16 protein-coding genes are annotated in these 16,443 nt (G+C 56.6%); 8 read left to right on the forward strand and 8 right to left on the reverse strand.

The window, feature by feature from the left end; genetic code table 11:
* Positions 1-67: 67 nt before the first annotated feature.
* Entirely contained in the window at positions 68-370 is a 303-nt protein-coding gene (locus ACR0L9_RS15650; protein WP_010439128.1) for a BufA1 family periplasmic bufferin-type metallophore, read from the reverse strand.
* Positions 371-591: 221 nt separating this feature from the next.
* A complete protein-coding gene (gene thrS / locus ACR0L9_RS15655; RefSeq protein WP_170626089.1) occupies positions 592-2,550 on the reverse strand; it encodes a threonine--tRNA ligase in 1,959 nt (652 codons plus the stop codon).
* 215 nt (positions 2,551-2,765) lie between these two features.
* Between thrS and ACR0L9_RS15660 the strand changes: the two genes are divergently transcribed.
* The 4 genes from ACR0L9_RS15660 (at position 2,766) to ACR0L9_RS15675 (ending at position 5,941) form a co-directional block, all read left to right on the forward strand.
* The gene (locus tag ACR0L9_RS15660) at positions 2,766-3,515 is read left to right on the forward strand and encodes an alpha/beta fold hydrolase (RefSeq protein WP_170510723.1); all 750 of its coding nucleotides are present in this window, start codon (positions 2,766-2,768) and stop codon (positions 3,513-3,515) included.
* Positions 3,515-4,522, forward strand: a complete 1,008-nt coding sequence (locus tag ACR0L9_RS15665) for an alpha/beta hydrolase (RefSeq protein WP_480896044.1) — start codon at positions 3,515-3,517, stop codon at positions 4,520-4,522. Before ACR0L9_RS15660 ends, ACR0L9_RS15665 begins: the two co-directional genes overlap by 1 nt.
* A gap of 20 nt (positions 4,523-4,542) precedes the next feature.
* The gene (locus ACR0L9_RS15670; protein WP_480896179.1) at positions 4,543-5,157 is read left to right on the forward strand and encodes a hypothetical protein; all 615 of its coding nucleotides are present in this window, start codon (positions 4,543-4,545) and stop codon (positions 5,155-5,157) included.
* A gap of 73 nt (positions 5,158-5,230) precedes the next feature.
* Positions 5,231-5,941, forward strand: a complete 711-nt coding sequence (locus tag ACR0L9_RS15675; protein WP_480896045.1) for an alpha/beta fold hydrolase — start codon at positions 5,231-5,233, stop codon at positions 5,939-5,941.
* On the opposite strand, the gene ACR0L9_RS15680 is transcribed toward ACR0L9_RS15675, so the two are convergent.
* The gene (locus ACR0L9_RS15680) at positions 5,938-6,522 is read right to left on the reverse strand and encodes a DUF6151 family protein (RefSeq protein ID WP_480896046.1); all 585 of its coding nucleotides are present in this window, start codon (positions 6,520-6,522) and stop codon (positions 5,938-5,940) included. The two genes, ACR0L9_RS15675 and ACR0L9_RS15680, sit on opposite strands and share 4 nt — an antisense overlap.
* Positions 6,519-7,790 carry a polyhydroxyalkanoate depolymerase gene (gene phaZ, locus ACR0L9_RS15685; protein WP_170404873.1) on the reverse strand — a complete coding sequence of 424 codons (1,272 nt, stop codon included), beginning with the start codon at positions 7,788-7,790 and terminating at the stop codon, positions 6,519-6,521. Before phaZ ends, ACR0L9_RS15680 begins: the two co-directional genes overlap by 4 nt.
* 111 nt (positions 7,791-7,901) lie before the next feature.
* On the opposite strand from phaZ, the gene ACR0L9_RS15690 reads away from it, so the two are divergent.
* From ACR0L9_RS15690 to ACR0L9_RS15705, 4 genes are all read left to right on the forward strand, one after another.
* On the forward strand, positions 7,902-9,704 hold the full coding sequence (locus ACR0L9_RS15690; protein WP_480896049.1) for a PHA/PHB synthase family protein: 1,803 nt from the start codon (positions 7,902-7,904) through the stop codon (positions 9,702-9,704).
* Between the two features lie 132 nt (positions 9,705-9,836).
* A complete protein-coding gene (locus tag ACR0L9_RS15695) occupies positions 9,837-10,283 on the forward strand; it encodes a phasin family protein (RefSeq protein ID WP_170393620.1) in 447 nt (148 codons plus the stop codon).
* A gap of 136 nt (positions 10,284-10,419) precedes the next feature.
* Entirely contained in the window at positions 10,420-10,974 is a 555-nt protein-coding gene (gene phaR / locus ACR0L9_RS15700) for a polyhydroxyalkanoate synthesis repressor PhaR (protein ID WP_170404880.1), read from the forward strand.
* Between the two features lie 8 nt (positions 10,975-10,982).
* Positions 10,983-11,738 carry a trypsin-like serine peptidase gene (locus ACR0L9_RS15705; RefSeq protein ID WP_480896050.1) on the forward strand — a complete coding sequence of 252 codons (756 nt, stop codon included), beginning with the start codon at positions 10,983-10,985 and terminating at the stop codon, positions 11,736-11,738.
* A gap of 9 nt (positions 11,739-11,747) precedes the next feature.
* Here the strand turns inward: ACR0L9_RS15705 and ACR0L9_RS15710 are convergent, their stop codons facing one another.
* The 4 genes from ACR0L9_RS15710 to ACR0L9_RS15725 form a co-directional block, all read right to left on the reverse strand.
* Positions 11,748-12,947 (reverse strand): DegT/DnrJ/EryC1/StrS family aminotransferase, encoded by a 1,200-nt coding sequence (locus ACR0L9_RS15710; protein ID WP_480896051.1) that lies wholly within the window; start codon positions 12,945-12,947, stop codon positions 11,748-11,750.
* Positions 12,948-13,059: 112 nt separating this feature from the next.
* On the reverse strand, positions 13,060-14,364 hold the full coding sequence (locus ACR0L9_RS15715) for an NAD(P)/FAD-dependent oxidoreductase (RefSeq protein ID WP_480896052.1): 1,305 nt from the start codon (positions 14,362-14,364) through the stop codon (positions 13,060-13,062).
* A 12-nt stretch (positions 14,365-14,376) separates the two neighbouring features.
* Positions 14,377-15,735, reverse strand: a complete 1,359-nt coding sequence (locus ACR0L9_RS15720; protein WP_170393610.1) for a glutamine synthetase family protein — start codon at positions 15,733-15,735, stop codon at positions 14,377-14,379.
* Positions 15,735-16,415, reverse strand: coding sequence for a type 1 glutamine amidotransferase (locus ACR0L9_RS15725; RefSeq protein WP_480896055.1), 681 nt, complete (start codon positions 16,413-16,415; stop codon positions 15,735-15,737). Before ACR0L9_RS15725 ends, ACR0L9_RS15720 begins: the two co-directional genes overlap by 1 nt.
* Between the last annotated feature and the right edge of the window lie 28 nt (positions 16,416-16,443).

The following is a 16,443-nucleotide window of genomic DNA, read 5'->3' on the forward strand; positions in this document are numbered from 1 at the left end:
AAATCCCCTGATCACGTGGAAAGGGCGGGCGATCCTGCCCGCCCTTTCTGCTTCATTCGGAAAAGCCTTATGCAGGCAGGTCACGCTCCAGCGGCTCAAGCGAACCTTTGCGATCTGCACCGTCTGCTGTTTTAGGCAGCTCGATGTCGGCGCAGGTGCCTGCGTCAACCAGGGTCCATGCGTTGCCCTGATAGTCGACGGTCGAAGTGCCCGCGCAAGTTGTGCCGGGGCCGGCTGCACAGTCGTTCTGACCCGCCAGAGAAACGCCATAGCACTTTTCTTTGGCCTGGGCTGTTGCGGTTGTGGCCGCGCCGGAAACGGCTGCAGCAACTGCGCTTGCGATAACCAGTGTTTTTGCAGTGTTCGACATCTTGGTAATCCTTGTTAATGACTGCGAATGTCTGCTTGTGACAACGACAAGGTAATGGTTCAGGGGCAGCAGTTGAATTCACGAGCCCGTGTCTCACAACCCCGTCAAAGGTCGTCATGCACCCTTGAACGTTAACAAATTGTTTTTGAATTGAAAAATGATATTTGTTTCAATCCGGCCCAAAATACCGGGCCGGATTTCTAGCGGTTTGCTGCCGAATGTTACAGCAGATCGGGGGGCGTTGCAGCCACGCTCAACTCATTTGTTACAGCCTCAAGCGATTGGACCTGCGTCTGTTTTTCGCCAAGGCGACGGACACTGACCGTGCGATCTTCGACTTCACGGTGACCGACGGCCAGAATGATCGGCACTTTGCCAACCGAATGTTCGCGGACTTTATAGTTGATCTTCTCGTTGCGAATATCCGCCTCGGCGCGGACGCCTGCTGCGCGAAGGGTGCTGACCACTTCGGCCACATACTCATCGGCCTCGGAGGTGATCGAGGCCACAACGACCTGGCGCGGGGCCAGCCAGAACGGCAGCTTGCCCGCGTGTTCTTCGATCAGAATGCCGATGAAACGTTCAAACGAGCCCAAGGTCGCGCGGTGCAACATAACTGGGCGGTGTTTGCCACCATCAGCGCCGATATACGTGGCGTCCAGTCGCTCGGGCAGAACAAAGTCCACCTGATGCGTGCCGCATTGCCAATCCCGCCCGATCGCATCGGTCAGAACAAACTCGAGTTTCGGGCCGTAGAATGCCCCTTCACCCGGGTTGAGTTCCGGCTCGATCCCAGCCGCGCGGGTTGCGCTGAGCAGGGCGGCTTCAGCCTTGTCCCAAACTTCGTCCGATCCTGAGCGTTTTTCCGGCCGGTCCGAGAATTTGACCGAGAAGTTCTCAAACCCGAGGTCTTTGTAGATACCGGACAGGAACCGAATGAACTCAGCGGTTTCGGATTCGATCTGGTCTTCGGTGCAGAAGATATGGCCATCATCCTGGGTAAAGCCACGCACGCGCATGATGCCGTGCAGCGCGCCCGAAGGTTCGTACCGGTTACACGATCCGAACTCGGCCATGCGCAGAGGAAGGTCGCGGTAGGATTTGAGACCCTGATTGAAAATCTGCACGTGGCAGGGGCAGTTCATCGGTTTCAGGGCGTTGACCGCCTTTTCCCGTGCATGTTCCTCGTCCACTTCGACGATGAACATGTTCTCTTGGTATTTGTCCCAATGACCCGAGGCTACCCACAGCTTGCGGTCGACGACCTGAGGGGTGTTGACCTCAACATAGCCACCTTTGCGCTGTTGCCGACGCATGTAATCTTGCAGAAGAGTGTAGATGGTCCAGCCATTAGGGTGCCAGAAAATCTGCCCTGGGGCCTCTTCCTGCATGTGGAACAAATCCATCTCGCGACCCAGCTTGCGGTGGTCGCGCTTGGCGGCTTCTTCCAACATGTGCAGATGAGCCTTAAGCTTTTCCTTGCCGGTGAAGGCCACGCCGTAGATGCGCTGTAGCATTGCGCGGTCGCTGTCGCCGCGCCAATAAGCCCCGGCGATTGACATCAGCTTGAACGCGTCGCCTGGCAGTTGACCGGTGTGCTGCAAGTGCGGGCCACGGCAGAGATCCTGCCAGTGACCGTGCCAATACATGCGCAGTGGTTCATCACCCGGGATGGATTCGATCAGCTCAACTTTATAGGGCTCATTATTGGCCTTGTAGAACTCGATCGCGCGATCGCGATCCCAGACCTCGGTGGTCACCGGGTCACGCTTGTTGATGATCTCTTTCATCTTTTTCTCGATGAGGCCGAGATCTTCGGGCGTAAACGGTTCCTCACGGTCAAAGTCATAGTACCAGCCGTTTTCGATGACGGGGCCAATGGTGACCTTGGTTGCGGGCCAAATCTCTTGCACGGCTCGGGCCATGACATGCGCCAGATCGTGTCGGATCAGCTCATTGGCTTGCGCCTCGTCCTTCATGGTGTGAATAGCGATTTGCGCGTCGGCTTCGATTGGCCATTGCAGGTCCCAATGCTGTCCGTTCACCGTGGCAGAAATGGCTTTCTTCGCCAGCGAGGTCGAGATGTCGGCGGCGACCTGTGCGGGCGTAACGCCTGCTTCATAGGATCGGGAATTACCATCGGGAAAGGTAAGGGAGACTGACTGTGAGTCCAGGGCCATATCGGCTCTCCTCGTCGGTTTGGCGCCCACTGAACGCCCGGTTGCGGGTTATGTATGCTCGGCTCATGTGGCAGGTGGGGACACAGGTGTCAAGGGCAGGAGCGAGGGGCCAGCCCTCGCACTCCCCGAGGTATTTTTAGCCAGATGAAGAAGGATCGGGCAATTGCAGAGAGGTGCGTGACATGCATGATGGGCTGACAAGCAATGAGGGTAGCATGGCAGAGGCAGAATTTCTGGAAACCGCGCAGGGACGACGTCTGGCGTATCACAAGAGTGATGGGCGCGGGCCGACCATCGTTTTTCTAGGTGGCTTGAAATCAGATATGGAGGGCACCAAGGCGGTGCATCTGGAAGCGTGGGCGCGCGCGCGCGGGCAGGGGTTCCTTCGGTTTGACTATTCGGGGCACGGTGAAAGCTCGGGCGCCTTTACTGACGGGTGTATCGGGGACTGGCACGAGGATACGCTGGCTGCAGTTTCTCGGTTAACTGATGGTCCGCTGGTTGTTGTGGGATCGTCGATGGGCGGGTGGCAAGCGCTGTTGCTGGCGCGTGTCATGCCCGAACGGATCGCAGGTATGGTGACAATTGCGGCGGCCCCAGATTTTACCGAGGATGGGTATTGGGCGTCGTTTTCGAACGAGCAGAAATCTGAACTAGAGACGGTTGGACATGTGGAACTACCATCGGACTACATGGAGCCCTACGTCATCACCAAGCGGATGATTGAGGATGGGCGGCAGCGGTTGGTTTTGCGCGCTTCGCTTGATCTGCCTTTCCCTGTGCGTCTCCTGCAGGGGACAGCAGATACGGCCGTCTCGACCGATACGGCAGTGCGCCTGCTGGATCATGCCACTGGTCCGGACATGCAACTGCTGCTGGTCAAAGATGCGGATCACAGGTTCTCGGATGAGCGATGCCTCGGGTTGATTGAGCAGGCTCTGCGAGAAGTCCTGGAAGGCACCTGATGCGTCGCCTGGGCTGGGTTTTGGGGCGGGTGCTGGTGGGTTTGACGCTGGTTGGTGTGTTGATCTACGCCTTTGGCCCGCGCGAGCCAGTGGACCTGCATCCGCGTTTCGATCCGCGCAAATTTGGCGAGGGCGTTCAGGTTTACTTTGAAAGCATCGAATCCGCCTATGATGACATCGTGCCAGGTGTTGAAAAGCGCGTGGTCTGGCAAGATGGTTTTGTCGAACAGCGGACAGCTTATGCGGTGCTCTACATTCATGGGTTTTCCGCCACGTCCGAGGAGATCAGGCCAGTACCTGATCGCGTTGCGGACGCGTTGGGTGCCAACCTTGTCTACACAAGGCTTCAGGGGCATGGCCGCGATGGGGACGCAATGGCCGAAGGTACGGCGTCGGGCTGGATGCAGGATACAGCCGAGGCGTTGGCTGCCGCCAGGGCTGTTGGTGAGCAAGTCATTGTGATCGCAACATCAACGGGGGCGACATTGGCCGCCGCGGCTGCGATGGATACGGAACTGAGCACTGATGTGGCTGCATTGGTTTTGGTGTCGCCGAACTTTGGCGTAAACTCGGCTGGTTCCTGGGTGCCATCCTTGCCGTGGGCCCGGCATTGGCTGCCGCCATTGATGGGACAGGACCGGGATGTCTCAAGCACTAATCCCGAGAAGAACATCTTTTGGACAACTGTTTATCCATGGGAGGCGGTCGTGCCGATGTTTGCCCTTGTAGATGCGGTCAATGCGCTTGACTTCTCGGGCGCGCGGGTTCCGGCGCTGTTCTGGTTTTCTGATGATGATCAGGTGGTGCGTCCGAATAAAATGCATGAGGCGGCCAAGACCTGGGGTGGTCAGGCGATGGTTTCATTGGTGACAATGGGGCCCGGGGATGATCCGACCTCACACGTGGTCGCGGGGCGTCTGATGTCACCGGGTCAGACCGACGCGGCGGTCGCGGGCATATTGGAATGGCTGTCAGAGCAGGGGATTCCGAAGCAAAGCGGGGGCTGAATATGCGTAGACCGGGCAGTATGTGGAGCCTTGAGACGTTGGGTCGCGTGCGACTATCCCGGCATTTTTTCATGCGTGATTTTCTATATTCCGAGATCGGGAACTTTCACGAATTGCAAAATATTCCCGACAACCCTGATCTTGCGATCGAGACCGGGCGCGCGTTTTGCGAGACCTTGCTGGACCCGCTGGAAGAAACCTTTGGTCGTATCGCGGTGCGCTCGGGCTATCGCTCGCGATCACTGAACCGGTTCGGGAACGAGAACAGGTTGAACTGTGCCCGCAATGACAACCCGTTGGAGTGCCACATTTGGGATTGGGGCGAAGGTGACGCACGTGTAGCAGGGGCGTCGGTGGTAATTCCGTGGTTTGCAGACCGCTATGCGCAGGGGCGCGATTGGCGCGATCTGGCGTGGTGGATGCATGACCATCTGGATTATTCCGAGATTTGGTTTTTTCCCAAATTATGCGCGTTCAATCTGGTTTGGCGGGCCAAGCCTGTACGGCGGATCGACAGCTATATCACCCCGCGCGGCTGCTTGTTGCGGGCCGGGGCGGAGCCAGATGAACCGCTGGGCCAAAGGCAGGAACGCTATGCGGATTTCCCGCCGTTTCGGGCGATCAGCTATCCGTGAAGTTTTGCTTGCCCGCTGTTGGCAAACCTCTCATCCTGTAACAAAACAATAACAACGAGCGGAGGGCACCGAGGTGATTGAGCCGTTGGTTTTGCTACCCGGATTGATGTGCGATGCACGGTTGTTTCAGGCGCAGATCACCGCGCTGTCGCGTGAACGTGCAGTTATGGTCGCACCAATCACCGGCGGTGAACGGTTCGAAGAGATCGCGTCGGGCTTGCTGGATCAACTGCCGCACCGGTTTGCTTTGTGCGGGTTTGGTCTGGGTGGTGGCGTCGCGCTTGAGATCGTGCGGCGCGCACCTGAGAGGGTGACACGACTGGCCTTGCTGGCGACGGATGCGCAGGCCGACACACCTCATATCGCGGCGAGTCGCGAAGACCTGATCGTTGGCGCGCAGGCGGGGAGGTTGGACGAAGTGATGCGCAAGCTGATCGGCTCGGACATGTTGGCTCCCGGTCCGCAACGCATCCCGATTTTGAACGAAGTGTTGCAGATGGCCGAGGAATTGGGCTCGAATGTGTTTGTACGTCAGATAAGAACCCTGCAACGCCGTCCGGACCAACAAGGCACGCTGCGCCGGATCAGGATGCCCACGCTGATCATTTGCGGTGCCTATGATGCGGAGAATCCGGTCCGCAAGAATACCTTCATGGCTGATCTCATTCCGGATGCAGAGTTGCGCGTGATTGATGAGGCCGGGCACTATCCGACACTGGAAGCACCCGAATCCGTGATTGCGATGCTGCAGGATTGGCTCCGGAAACCACTGCGGCTGACCTAGTCGTAGAAAACCGCGCGCTGGTTCTTGGTCAGAACAGTTGGTTGCACCACCGGCCGACCGGTTTCAGAGTCAAAGAATGGCGTTTTCTTCCAGCTCCCGGACAGACGCGATTTTAGTACGCGTTTAAGCAGACCCACAGCGGCATAGCGGATTTTCTCATGAGACTGCTTGCCGTCAGCCCTTGGCACAAATCCACGCGTAGTAATGGGACCCAAACTGCTGGGGTGGGGAATACGTTTGACGATAAAACCCGCGAACGGAAATTTTGGAGTTGTCGGCGTCGTGGCCAGCGGCGCGTTGCAGCATCTGGCATACCAACGCAACATGCCCTTGGGGCTAAGTTGCATAGCTGCCAAGTACTCGACCCCTGCATCGATCTTGATGTCTTCCGGTGACATCTGAAACACCTCGACTGGGTCGGGCGCAGGGTCGGGCTGTTCAAAATAAAGCTGAGCCGCGCGGCAGTCATGGCAAAAACACACGACATGAGTGCCGGATACGACGCCGTGTTCAGTAATGCGCCCCGAAAGGGCACCGCAATTGCAACGGAAAGGAAGGTCTCCTGCCGCTGCGCGGCTCATGCAACTTTGTTGCTATTGGCGGCTCGTTGACGGGGTTTGCGGCTGTTTTCATTCATGAAATCAATCACTAGCGGACGGATGTTGTCGCGCCAGCTGCGGCCCGCAAAAATGCCATAGTGACCCGCGCCGGGTTCAACATGGCTGGCCTTTTTGCTGTCGGGCAGACCCGTGCATAAATCCAGCGCCGCAATGCATTGCCCGGGGGCTGAGATATCGTCATTCGTGCCTTCGACCGATTTCACAGCCACATCAGTGATCTTGCCGATATCTACCTTGTGGCCGGCTACAACGAACTCGTTGCGCGCGATCTCACGGTTTTTGAAGACACGTTCAACGGTCGAAAGATAGAACTCGGCAGTCATGTCCATCACCGCCAGATATTCGTCATAGAACCGGTTATGGGCATCGTGGTCGGATGCCTCGTCACGAATAACGCGCTGGATCTGATCCGAGAACGCCTTGCTGTGACGTTCGGCATTCATTGACATGAACGAAGCCAGTTGTAGCAAGCCGGGATACACCATCCGGCCTACGCCCTTGTATTTGAAGCCAACCCGCTGGATCATCGTTTCTTCCAACTGACCCATCGTTACACGGCGACCAAAATCCGTAACCTCGGTCGGAGTTGCGTCGGGGTCGACGGGACCGCCGATCAGGGTCAGGGTACTTGGCTGCGCCTTCGGCTCGACCTCGGCCAGATAGGCAGTTGCGGCCAGAGTCAGCGGTGCGGGCTGACAAACCGCAATAACATGCGTATCGGGGCCGAGCTCTTTCATAAAATCGACAAGGTAGAGCGTGTAATCCTCGACATCGAACTTGCCTTCGGACACGGGAATGTCGCGCGCGTTATGCCAATCGGTAATGTAGACCTCACAATTGACAAGCAGGCTTTTGACGGTCGAGCGGAGCAGGGTCGCGTAATGCCCCGACATCGGCGCAACCAGCAGCACCTTGCGTGGCTGTTCTTTGCGTCCATTAACGCGGAAATGGATCAGGTCGCCGAAAGGACGCTCAAGAACGGTTGTGATATCGACCAGATGGTCCTTGCCGTCTTCGCAGGTAAAGGTGCGGATACCCCAATCAGGCTTGACGACCATACGCTGAAATGTGCGCTCGGTTACTTCGCCCCATGCAGCCATCCAGTTGAAGGCCGGGTTGGGTGTCATCGAGAACAGGGGGTAGGATGCCATCGCGCTTGCGGTTGCACCAAGCCATTGGTTGGTGTTACGCATGGTTTCCATCAGGTCATAGGTCATCATGTAGCGCATCGAATGTGCCTCCTGAGTATCAGCCTGAGAATTCGGACCATTCGCCGCTTTGCCCCCCGACGCCAACGACGTTATTCTGCACAGCAGCGAGACTAGGGGGGAATTGTTAAAATGACAACTACCGAAGACCAGACGCCAAAACTGACCGAAGAACATATTGAACGACTTAAAGAAAATATGGACAAAGTAGAAGAACTGTCCAAACGCCTGGTCGAGGTCATGGCCGGAAAAACGCCGCACACCCCCGCTCTGGATGGCCCGAATCAAGAGCTTTTTGCAAAAGCAGCAACTGCGTATTGGGCTGAAGCGTTTCAAAACCCCACAAAGCTGTTGGAGCAGCAAATTGAGTATTGGGGAAAATCGGTTCTCAACTTTGCGGAAGCGCAGAAAGCGATGACCCAAAGCGACGGGGATGTACCCCCAGCCGCTGCCAAAGATAAACGGTTTGCCAATCCAATGTGGGAAACCAACCCCTACTTTCGCCTCATTCGCCAGCAGTACCAAACCAATGCCGAAGCGATCGCGCAGGCCGTCGCATCGGTTGACGATCTGGAAACCAAGGATAAACAGCGTCTGCAGTACTTCTCGCAACAGATCATAGATATGATGGCGCCAACGAATTTTCTGGCCACCAACCCCGATGCGCTGGAAAAGGCCATCGAGACCGAAGGGCAGTCCCTGATAAAGGGGCTGGAGAACCTCGTGTCGGACCTTGAGGCCAATGACGGCGAGATGGTTGTCAGGCTGGCTGACGAAAGTGCCTTTGAGATTGGCGGGAATATCGCAACTACACCCGGCGACGTCGTCTATCGCAACCGAATGATGGAACTGATCCAGTATAAACCGGTGACCGAGACGGTGCACGAAACGCCGATCGTTCTGTTCCCGCCATGGATCAACAAGTTCTATATCTTGGACCTAAAGGCTCAGAACAGCCTGATCAAATGGGTGACCGAGCAGGGCTATACCCTGTTTGTGGTCAGCTGGGTGAATGCCGATAGCTCGCACGCGGACATCGGGATGGAGGACTATATTCAGGAAGGGTTCCTGACCGCCATCGAAGAGGCGAAGAAAATCTGCAAGGTCAAGCAGGTCAACGCAGTGGGTTACTGCATCGCCGGTACGACGCTGAGCCTGACGCTTTCGCTGATGAAGCAGCGCGGCGACAAGTCGATCAAATCTGCCACTTTCTTCACCACCCTGACAGACTTTGGTGAGCAGGGGGAGTTCACGCCGTTCCTGCAAAATGACTTTGTAGATGGCATCGAAGAACAGGTCTCGAAGGATGGTATTCTAAAGGCATGGATCATCGGGCGAACGATGTCTTTCCTGCGATCCAGAGATCTCATCTATACGCCGGCGATCCGCAGCTACATGATGGGTGAAACACCGCCAGCGTTTGACCTGTTGTACTGGAACGGCGACGGGGCCAACCTGCCAGGTCGGATGGCGATCCAGTATCTGCGCGGTTTGTGTCAGAGCAACGATTTCGTCAACGACGGGTTCGAATTGCTTGGCCATAAGCTGCATATCAAGGATGTCGATGTGCCTTTGATGGCGATCACCTGCGAGACGGATCATATTGCCGCATGGAAGGATTGCTATCGCGGGGTGCAGCAGATGGGCGCGAAGTCGAAGACCTTTGTGGTGTCCGAGTCCGGCCACATCGCGGGCATCGTAAATCCGCCCAGTAAGAAAAAATATGGCCATTACACCAATCCTGAGCTGAAGTGTGATGCCGATACATGGCTGAAAGAGGCTGACTTCCACGAAGGTTCGTGGTGGCCGATGTGGGAAGCGTGGTTAAAGAAGCGATCAGGCAAGCAGGTTCCCGCGCGCGATACCGGCGATTCGGATCATCCACGCCTTTGCCCGGCTCCGGGTACCTATGTTTTGGTCAAGGCAAACCGCTGATATCATTTTGAAACTCAAAAATTTCTGCGTTGCAGCAAGAAAAAACTTGCAATGCTGCGATGCAGCAATCATATTGCCTTCAAGCTGATGAGAACCGGGGTGGGCCCGGAACGGCTAGAAGGATTTAGGACAATGGCAAAGACCCAAGACTTTACCGCGACCCTGAAAGACATGATGGGCGCGTTCCCGGTTGACACAACCGCTCTGGAAGACGCATTCAAATCGACCGCTTCTCTGAACGAAAAGCTGTCGGGTGTTGCTCTGGACGCAGCTGAGAAATCGGCTGAGATCTCGAACAAATGGACCAAAGAAACTCTGGCCAAACTGACCGAGATGTCGAAAGCAAAGACCGAGCCTGCGGATTACGCAAAAGCTGCAACCGACTTCGCAAGCGCGTCGGCTGAAGTTGCTGCTGAAAACCTGGCTGCTTTCGCTGAGATCGCGAAAAAAGTTCAGACCGAAACCGTTGAGCTGCTGATGGCGGCTGGCAAAGACGCTGCAGAAGATGCAACCGCAGCCGTCAAAAAAGCCACCAACGAGGTGACCGCTGCAGCAAAGAAAGCAGCAACCACCAAGTAAGATAAGACTGCGACTTAGCACCCATTCCTCCCAAATGGTGCAATCGCTGCGGGCAGGTCGCTTGACCTGCCCTTTCTTTTTGTTCTGCAGTCGCATAACCTGCGCTGCAACGCATCATCCTTGGGGAGGGTACAGGGTGTCGGAACAAGACAAACCGCTGCTGATCAAGCGCTATGCCAGCCGTCGGCTGTATAACACCGAGACCAGCGATTACGTGACGCTTGAAGATATAGCCGGTTTCATCCGCGACGGGCGCGAGGTTCAGATCATTGACCTGAAAACCGGTGATGACCTGACTCGTCAGTATCTGCTTCAAATCATTGCCGAACACGAAAGCCGTGGCGAAAATGTTTTGCCGATTAATGTGCTGAACGATCTGGTGCGCAGCTACATGGTGCCGGGCGGGGGCATGATGCCGCAATTCCTGCAAAGCTCGTTCGACATGCTGCGCGAGAGCCAGTCCAAGATGATGGAAAACATGAACGCCATGAACCCAATGTCCCAGATGCCGGGGTTCGAGGCGATGCAGGCGCAGCAAAAGGCCTTTCTAAAAGCCATGACCGGTGGTCTGTCGGGAAACTGGTCGGGGCCGGATGATGAACAAGAAACATCGCCCGAACCCAAAGAGGATTTGGACGACATCAAAAAGCAACTTGCCGAGCTGCAGCAAAAACTATCGAAGCTGAGCTAGCCTGACCGATGCGCTGGCTGTCTGTTCTGGGCGCGTTGATCTGGGCCCAGACTGCACAGGCCCAAGGCCAGTTTACATCCGTGTGGGAACCTATCTGCACAATGGGTCGGGATACGGCTGCGGGCTGCGACGAGATTCGCGCGCGCGAAATTCTGGATGCAACGACCCCGCCCTGGCGCGCCATTGGCCGGGTCAATTTTGCCAGCCGCAGTCAGCGGTCCCATTGTACAGGCGTGCTGGTGTCTGAGCGGCTGGTTTTGACCGCGGCACATTGCTTGTACAACAGCGCGCGCAACCGCTGGATTCCTCCGGCCAGTATCCGGTTTGCCGCAGGGTATCAGCGCGGCGAGGCTGCCGCCGTGTCCAATGTATTGGCCTATCGGCTGGATTCGGAACAGGGGCGCGACGGTGTATTCAACAATCGCGCCGATCTGGATTGGGCCGTTTTGGAGTTGTCCGAGCCAATTGGAGAGCAGGTTGGTTTTTTCGATATTTCCCGGACTGTCCCGCAGATGGGCTCGTTCGCGGGCTATCCCGGATTGCGGCCTCACGTGCTCAGTCGCACCGATAGCTGTAATGCCGCACAGGCCGGCCAAGGGCTGATGCGCGCGATCTGCCCCGTCATGATGGGGGATTCCGGTGCGCCGTTTCTGATGCAAACAGAAACCGGGTTTGCCGTTGCCGGGATTTTGTCGCGCGTCGCGCCAACCCCTGACGGGATCGACGCATTGTTACTTTCAGTTCATGACCTTGATCTGCAATAGTACTGACGATCAGGTCCCGTAGACTGGCACCGGGCCAACAACCTCGCCAACAGAAGCCAGCAGGATGTCCGAGATTACGTCCAGTTCATCGCGCGTCAAACGCACGGGCAGACGTACATCGCAGGCCTTCATCAGCATCGCACGGGTCTGTGGCAGGTCGAACTGTTCGGGTAGGAACTGCCAGTTCCAGAAGGCACGAGCGTTATCCTGACTCAGGCCAAAGACCTGCACCTTGACACCGCGTGCCTCGGCTGCGGCGGCAAAGGCGCGGATTTCATCGTCGCTGAGGTCAACCAGATTGAATTGGATCGAATCCGGTGCGCGCTGCTCGGGTGTCAGAGGGGCAGGGACATCGATGTAGGGCGATGTGTTCAGACGATCAGCCACATAGTCATGGTTTGCCAGCCCGTCGCGGACACGGCGTGCCAATTCGGGAATTTGCGGACGAATGACTGCAGCGCTGAGGTTGCTCATGCGCAGGTTATACAGTGGCAACTGATTCTGCCATTTGGCAAAGGCCTGCTCCAGCTCTGGTGAGCCAGAGTGCTTTTTCCAGTTGTGCTCGTATGCGCCCGACATGATGACAGCCCGCGCCACAAGATCCGCATCGTCGCTGACCAGAATGCCACCTTCGCCTGCGTTGATCATTTTATAGGACTGGAACGAGAAGCAGCCGACCTTACCGATGGTGCCAATATTGCGCCCATGCCAGGTTGTGCCCAATGAGTGGGCGGCGTCTTCGATCACCGGGATATCGCGCGCTTCGCACAGCTCCATGATCGCGTCCATGTCCGAGGTATGGCCGCGCATATGGCTGATGATCACTGCCTGCACGCTGTCCAGCTTGGCCGTGAAATCGGCCATATCGACGCGATAATTGTCCCCGACCTCGCACAGAACCGGAATGCAATCCGCGTGCACGATTGAAGACGGCACGGCGGCAAAGGTAAATCCGGGGATCAGAACCCGCGCATCGCGGGGCAGCCCAAGCGCCTTGAGCGACAAAAACAGCGCGGCAGAACAGGAAGAGACCGCCAGCGCGTATGTTGTGCCGAGCAGTTCGGCAAACTCTGCCTCCAGGAGAGCAACGGGCGCATCCTGAGGTGCGGTATAGCGAAACAGATCGCCTGACTTCATCAGGGCGTCGATTGCGTCTCGGGCGGCTGCGGGGATGGGTTCGGCTTCATGAACGTTGGGTACAAGCGTCATATTTGGATTTCCCGAATTTTATCTTTGGGAAATATAAATTCGATGTGGAGGCAAGCCAAGTCCCAATTCGCATCGTCAGCGAGATTTCACCAATTCGTCGTAAAGAATGTGTTCAGATTCCCAGCCTGTCACGCAGCGCATACCAAGTCATGGCCAGTATCAGCAACGGCGTCCGCAAAGCAGGACCACCCGGGAAGGGCACTGCAGGAACGCGGGCCATGGTATCGAACCCCTCAGCCTGCCCCTGGATCGCCAACGCCATGAGTTGCCCCGCATGGGTCGCGGTGCCGACGCCGTGGCCAGAATAACCCGAGGCGGACAGGATATTTGGCGCAACCCGGGTCAAATAGGGCATGCGCCGCATGGTGATGCCCAGCGTTCCGCCCCATGCGTAGTCGATTTTGACGTCACGCAGATGCGGAAAAATCTCGGTCATCGGCTTGCGGACTTTTGCGGCGATGTCCTCGGGGAAACGATAACCATAACTTTCGCCACCCCCAAACAGCAGCCTGCCATCGGCGCTTAGCCGGAAATAGTTTATCACGAACTTGGTGTCAGCAACGGCGATATCTTTGGCCAAAACTTTTTGCACTTCAGCGCCCAAAGGTTCGGTTGCCGCGATGAAATTGTTGATGGGCATCACGCGCGATGCAACTTGCCGGTTCAGATCTCCGAGGTATCCGTTGCAGGCCAGAATAACGTGACCGGCAGTGATCTTGCCCTTTTCAGTGCGTACAGTGACACGAGCGCCCTGATCGATGCCAAGAACTTCGGTGTCTTCATGCAGTCTTAACCCGGCTCTGACAGCGGCGCGCGCAAGGCCGAGGGCGTAGTTCAACGGGTGTAGGTGCGCGGCACCATTGTCCAGATACCCACCCGCATAGGCTGGTGAGGGGCAAAGCCCGCGCGCGGCATCGGCATCTAAAGTTTCGATTTGGTCGTATTTGTATTTACCCGACAGATGCGCCGCGTGATCATGTAGCTCTGCGCGCTCCGAGTTGTTAAAGCCCAGAACCGCAATGCCGGGCTTCAGGTCGCAATCGATCTGATGTTTTGAGATCAGAGATTTGACCAGATCCTTGGCTTCTTCGGCCAGATCCCAAAGCTTTAACGCATCTTCATCGCCGACAAGCCGTTCAAGATCTTCTTGATCCAAACGCTGCGCGCTGCCCAGTTGGCCTCCGTTGCGACCCGAAGCCCCAAAGCCCGCGCGATGAGCTTCCAGCAGGACAACATCGAACCCAGCCTCAGCCAGGTGCAATGCTGCCGAAAGGCCCGTGTATCCGCCTCCGACAATGCAGACGTCTGCGGTATGGTCGCCTTCAAGCTCTGGGTGGCGGTCAAAGGTGTGCGCCGTTGCGGCATACCAGCTAGGCGGATACTCCGCCTTGCGGTCATTAGAATACAGCAGGTTCATCGCGTCTTTGCCCTAGACGTTCATTAGCAGATGCTCGCGTTCCCACGGGGAAATGACCTGCAGGAACTCTTCGTACTCAGCACGTTTGACGATGCCGTAGACACGGGCGAACTCGGGACCCAGAACTTCGTGCAGGGCTGTCGCCTCATCAAACAGGTCCAGAGCTTCACCCATGATCTGAGGGATATCGCCGTCGCCTTCATAGGCGTCGCCATAGAATTGGCGGCGTGGGCGCTCTTGCTGAGTCAGGCCCAAATAGCCGCAGGCCAACGACAATGCGATGCCCAGATAGGGGTTGCAGTCCATGCCTGCGATGCGGTTTTCGACCCGGCGCGCCTCGGGGCCGGACAGAGGTACGCGAATGCCAGTTGTGCGATTGTCGCGTGCCCACTCCAGATTAATCGGGGCCGCATGGTCTTTGACGTAGCGGCGATAAGAATTCACATACGGTGCCATCACCGCCAGCCCTGCAGGCAGGTGGTTCTGCAAGCCGGCGATGAAGTGATAAAACGCATCTGTCTCGCCACCTTGTGGACCGGAGAAGATGTTCTGTCCCGTTTCTTTTTCGATGATCGAGTGATGGATGTGCATGGCCGACCCCGGCTCATCTTCGATCGGTTTTGCCATGAATGTTGCAAAGCAGTTGTGACGTAGCGCGGCTTCGCGGATCAGGCGTTTGAAATAGAATACCTCGTCCGCCAGCTTCACCGGATCGCCATGACGCAGGTTGATCTCTAGTTGTCCGGCACCGCCTTCTTGCGTGATCCCGTCGATTTCAAACCCCTGAAATTCGGCAAAGTCGTAGATGTCGTCGATCACCGGCCCGAATTCATCGACCGCTGTCATCGAATAAGCCTGCCGCGCCGCCGCAGGTCGGCCCGAGCGGCCCATCATCGGCTTGATCCCTTGCGCGGGATCTACATTCGGCGCGACAAGAAAAAATTCCATCTCGGGGGCGACAACCGGCTTCCAACCTTTGTCGTGATACATCTTCACAACGCGTTTGAGCACATTGCGGGGGCTGAAAGGGATCGGCTCGCCATCTCGGTCGAACGCGTCGTGAATCACCTGCAAGGTCCAGTCGCCCGTCCAAGGAGCGGCCGACGCAGTTGAGAAGTCGGGTTTCAGGATCATGTCCCGCTCAATGAAACCGTCCTCACCTGCAGCTTCGCCCCAATCCCCTGTGATGGTCTGATAGAAAATGCTGTCGGGTAGGTGAAAATAGGATTGCTTGGCAAACTTTGACGCCGGGACCGCCTTGCCGCGGGCGATGCCGGGCAGGTCAGAGATGATGCATTCAACCTCATCAAGCCGTTTGCCTTCAAAGTAGGTGCGCGCCGCCTCAGGCAGCTGATCTGTCCAGTCGGCCATCAGGCCCTCACTTTCTTTAGGAACTCTGCCATGTGGTGTCCGATTTTGGCATTATCATCCGGGGCATCTTTCCGGTTCGCTGCCGCCTGCATCAACGCATCGGGAACCACGCCTTTGCCTCGGGTCTCCATCAAGCCCTGTATGAAGTCATTTCCATATTCAGGATGGGCCTGCACGGTCCAGATCGTATCGCCATAGGTGACCATGGCGTTCTGGCAAAAGTCATTCGTACCGGTGACCACCGCACCTGCGGGCAGTTTGGTCACTTGATCCTGATGCCAAGCATTCAAGGTGACGGTCTGATCGCCAAAGCTGTATTCCGTGCGTCCTACAGCCCAGCCGCCATCAAACTTTTCCACTTTTCCACCAAGCGCTTGTGCGATGATCTGATGGCCAAAGCAAACACCAATCAAGGGGTTCCCTGTCTTCTGAATATCCCGGATCAGCTGTTCAAGCGGGGGAATCCAAGCGTGATCTTCGTATGCGCCATGACGAGATCCGGTGATGATCCACCCGTCGGCCTGATGCGCGTCTTTCGGAAACTCACCATCGACCACTGCGTATGTTTGGAATTCAAAGCCGTTCCCACCCAGTAATGCGCGAAACATGCCATCATATTCCCCGAATTGTTCATGCAATTCATCGGGTGGGTGGCCGGTTACAAGGATGCCGATTTTCATAGTTCACCAAATTTGATCAAATTTATTC

The organism is Ruegeria sp. I3 (assembly GCF_056532525.1).

What these genes read in the sequence shown, in the direction of transcription:
- ACR0L9_RS15665 (WP_480896044.1), top strand. Translation starts at nt 3,515, where the DNA reads ATGCGTCGCCTGGGCTGGGTTTTGGGGCGGGTGCTGGTGGGTTTGACG.
- ACR0L9_RS15720 (WP_170393610.1), bottom strand. Translation starts at nt 15,735, where the DNA reads ATGGCCGACTGGACAGATCAGCTGCCTGAGGCGGCGCGCACCTACTTT.
- ACR0L9_RS15690 (WP_480896049.1), top strand. Translation starts at nt 7,902, where the DNA reads ATGACAACTACCGAAGACCAGACGCCAAAACTGACCGAAGAACATATT.
- ACR0L9_RS15670 (WP_480896179.1), top strand. Translation starts at nt 4,543, where the DNA reads ATGTGGAGCCTTGAGACGTTGGGTCGCGTGCGACTATCCCGGCATTTT.
- thrS (WP_170626089.1), bottom strand. Translation starts at nt 2,550, where the DNA reads ATGGCCCTGGACTCACAGTCAGTCTCCCTTACCTTTCCCGATGGTAAT.
- ACR0L9_RS15650 (WP_010439128.1), bottom strand. Translation starts at nt 370, where the DNA reads ATGTCGAACACTGCAAAAACACTGGTTATCGCAAGCGCAGTTGCTGCA.
- ACR0L9_RS15710 (WP_480896051.1), bottom strand. Translation starts at nt 12,947, where the DNA reads ATGACGCTTGTACCCAACGTTCATGAAGCCGAACCCATCCCCGCAGCC.
- ACR0L9_RS15705 (WP_480896050.1), top strand. Translation starts at nt 10,983, where the DNA reads ATGCGCTGGCTGTCTGTTCTGGGCGCGTTGATCTGGGCCCAGACTGCA.
- phaZ (WP_170404873.1), bottom strand. Translation starts at nt 7,790, where the DNA reads ATGCGCTACATGATGACCTATGACCTGATGGAAACCATGCGTAACACC.
- ACR0L9_RS15680 (WP_480896046.1), bottom strand. Translation starts at nt 6,522, where the DNA reads ATGAGCCGCGCAGCGGCAGGAGACCTTCCTTTCCGTTGCAATTGCGGT.
- ACR0L9_RS15660 (WP_170510723.1), top strand. Translation starts at nt 2,766, where the DNA reads ATGGCAGAGGCAGAATTTCTGGAAACCGCGCAGGGACGACGTCTGGCG.
- ACR0L9_RS15695 (WP_170393620.1), top strand. Translation starts at nt 9,837, where the DNA reads ATGGCAAAGACCCAAGACTTTACCGCGACCCTGAAAGACATGATGGGC.
- ACR0L9_RS15725 (WP_480896055.1), bottom strand. Translation starts at nt 16,415, where the DNA reads ATGAAAATCGGCATCCTTGTAACCGGCCACCCACCCGATGAATTGCAT.
- ACR0L9_RS15715 (WP_480896052.1), bottom strand. Translation starts at nt 14,364, where the DNA reads ATGAACCTGCTGTATTCTAATGACCGCAAGGCGGAGTATCCGCCTAGC.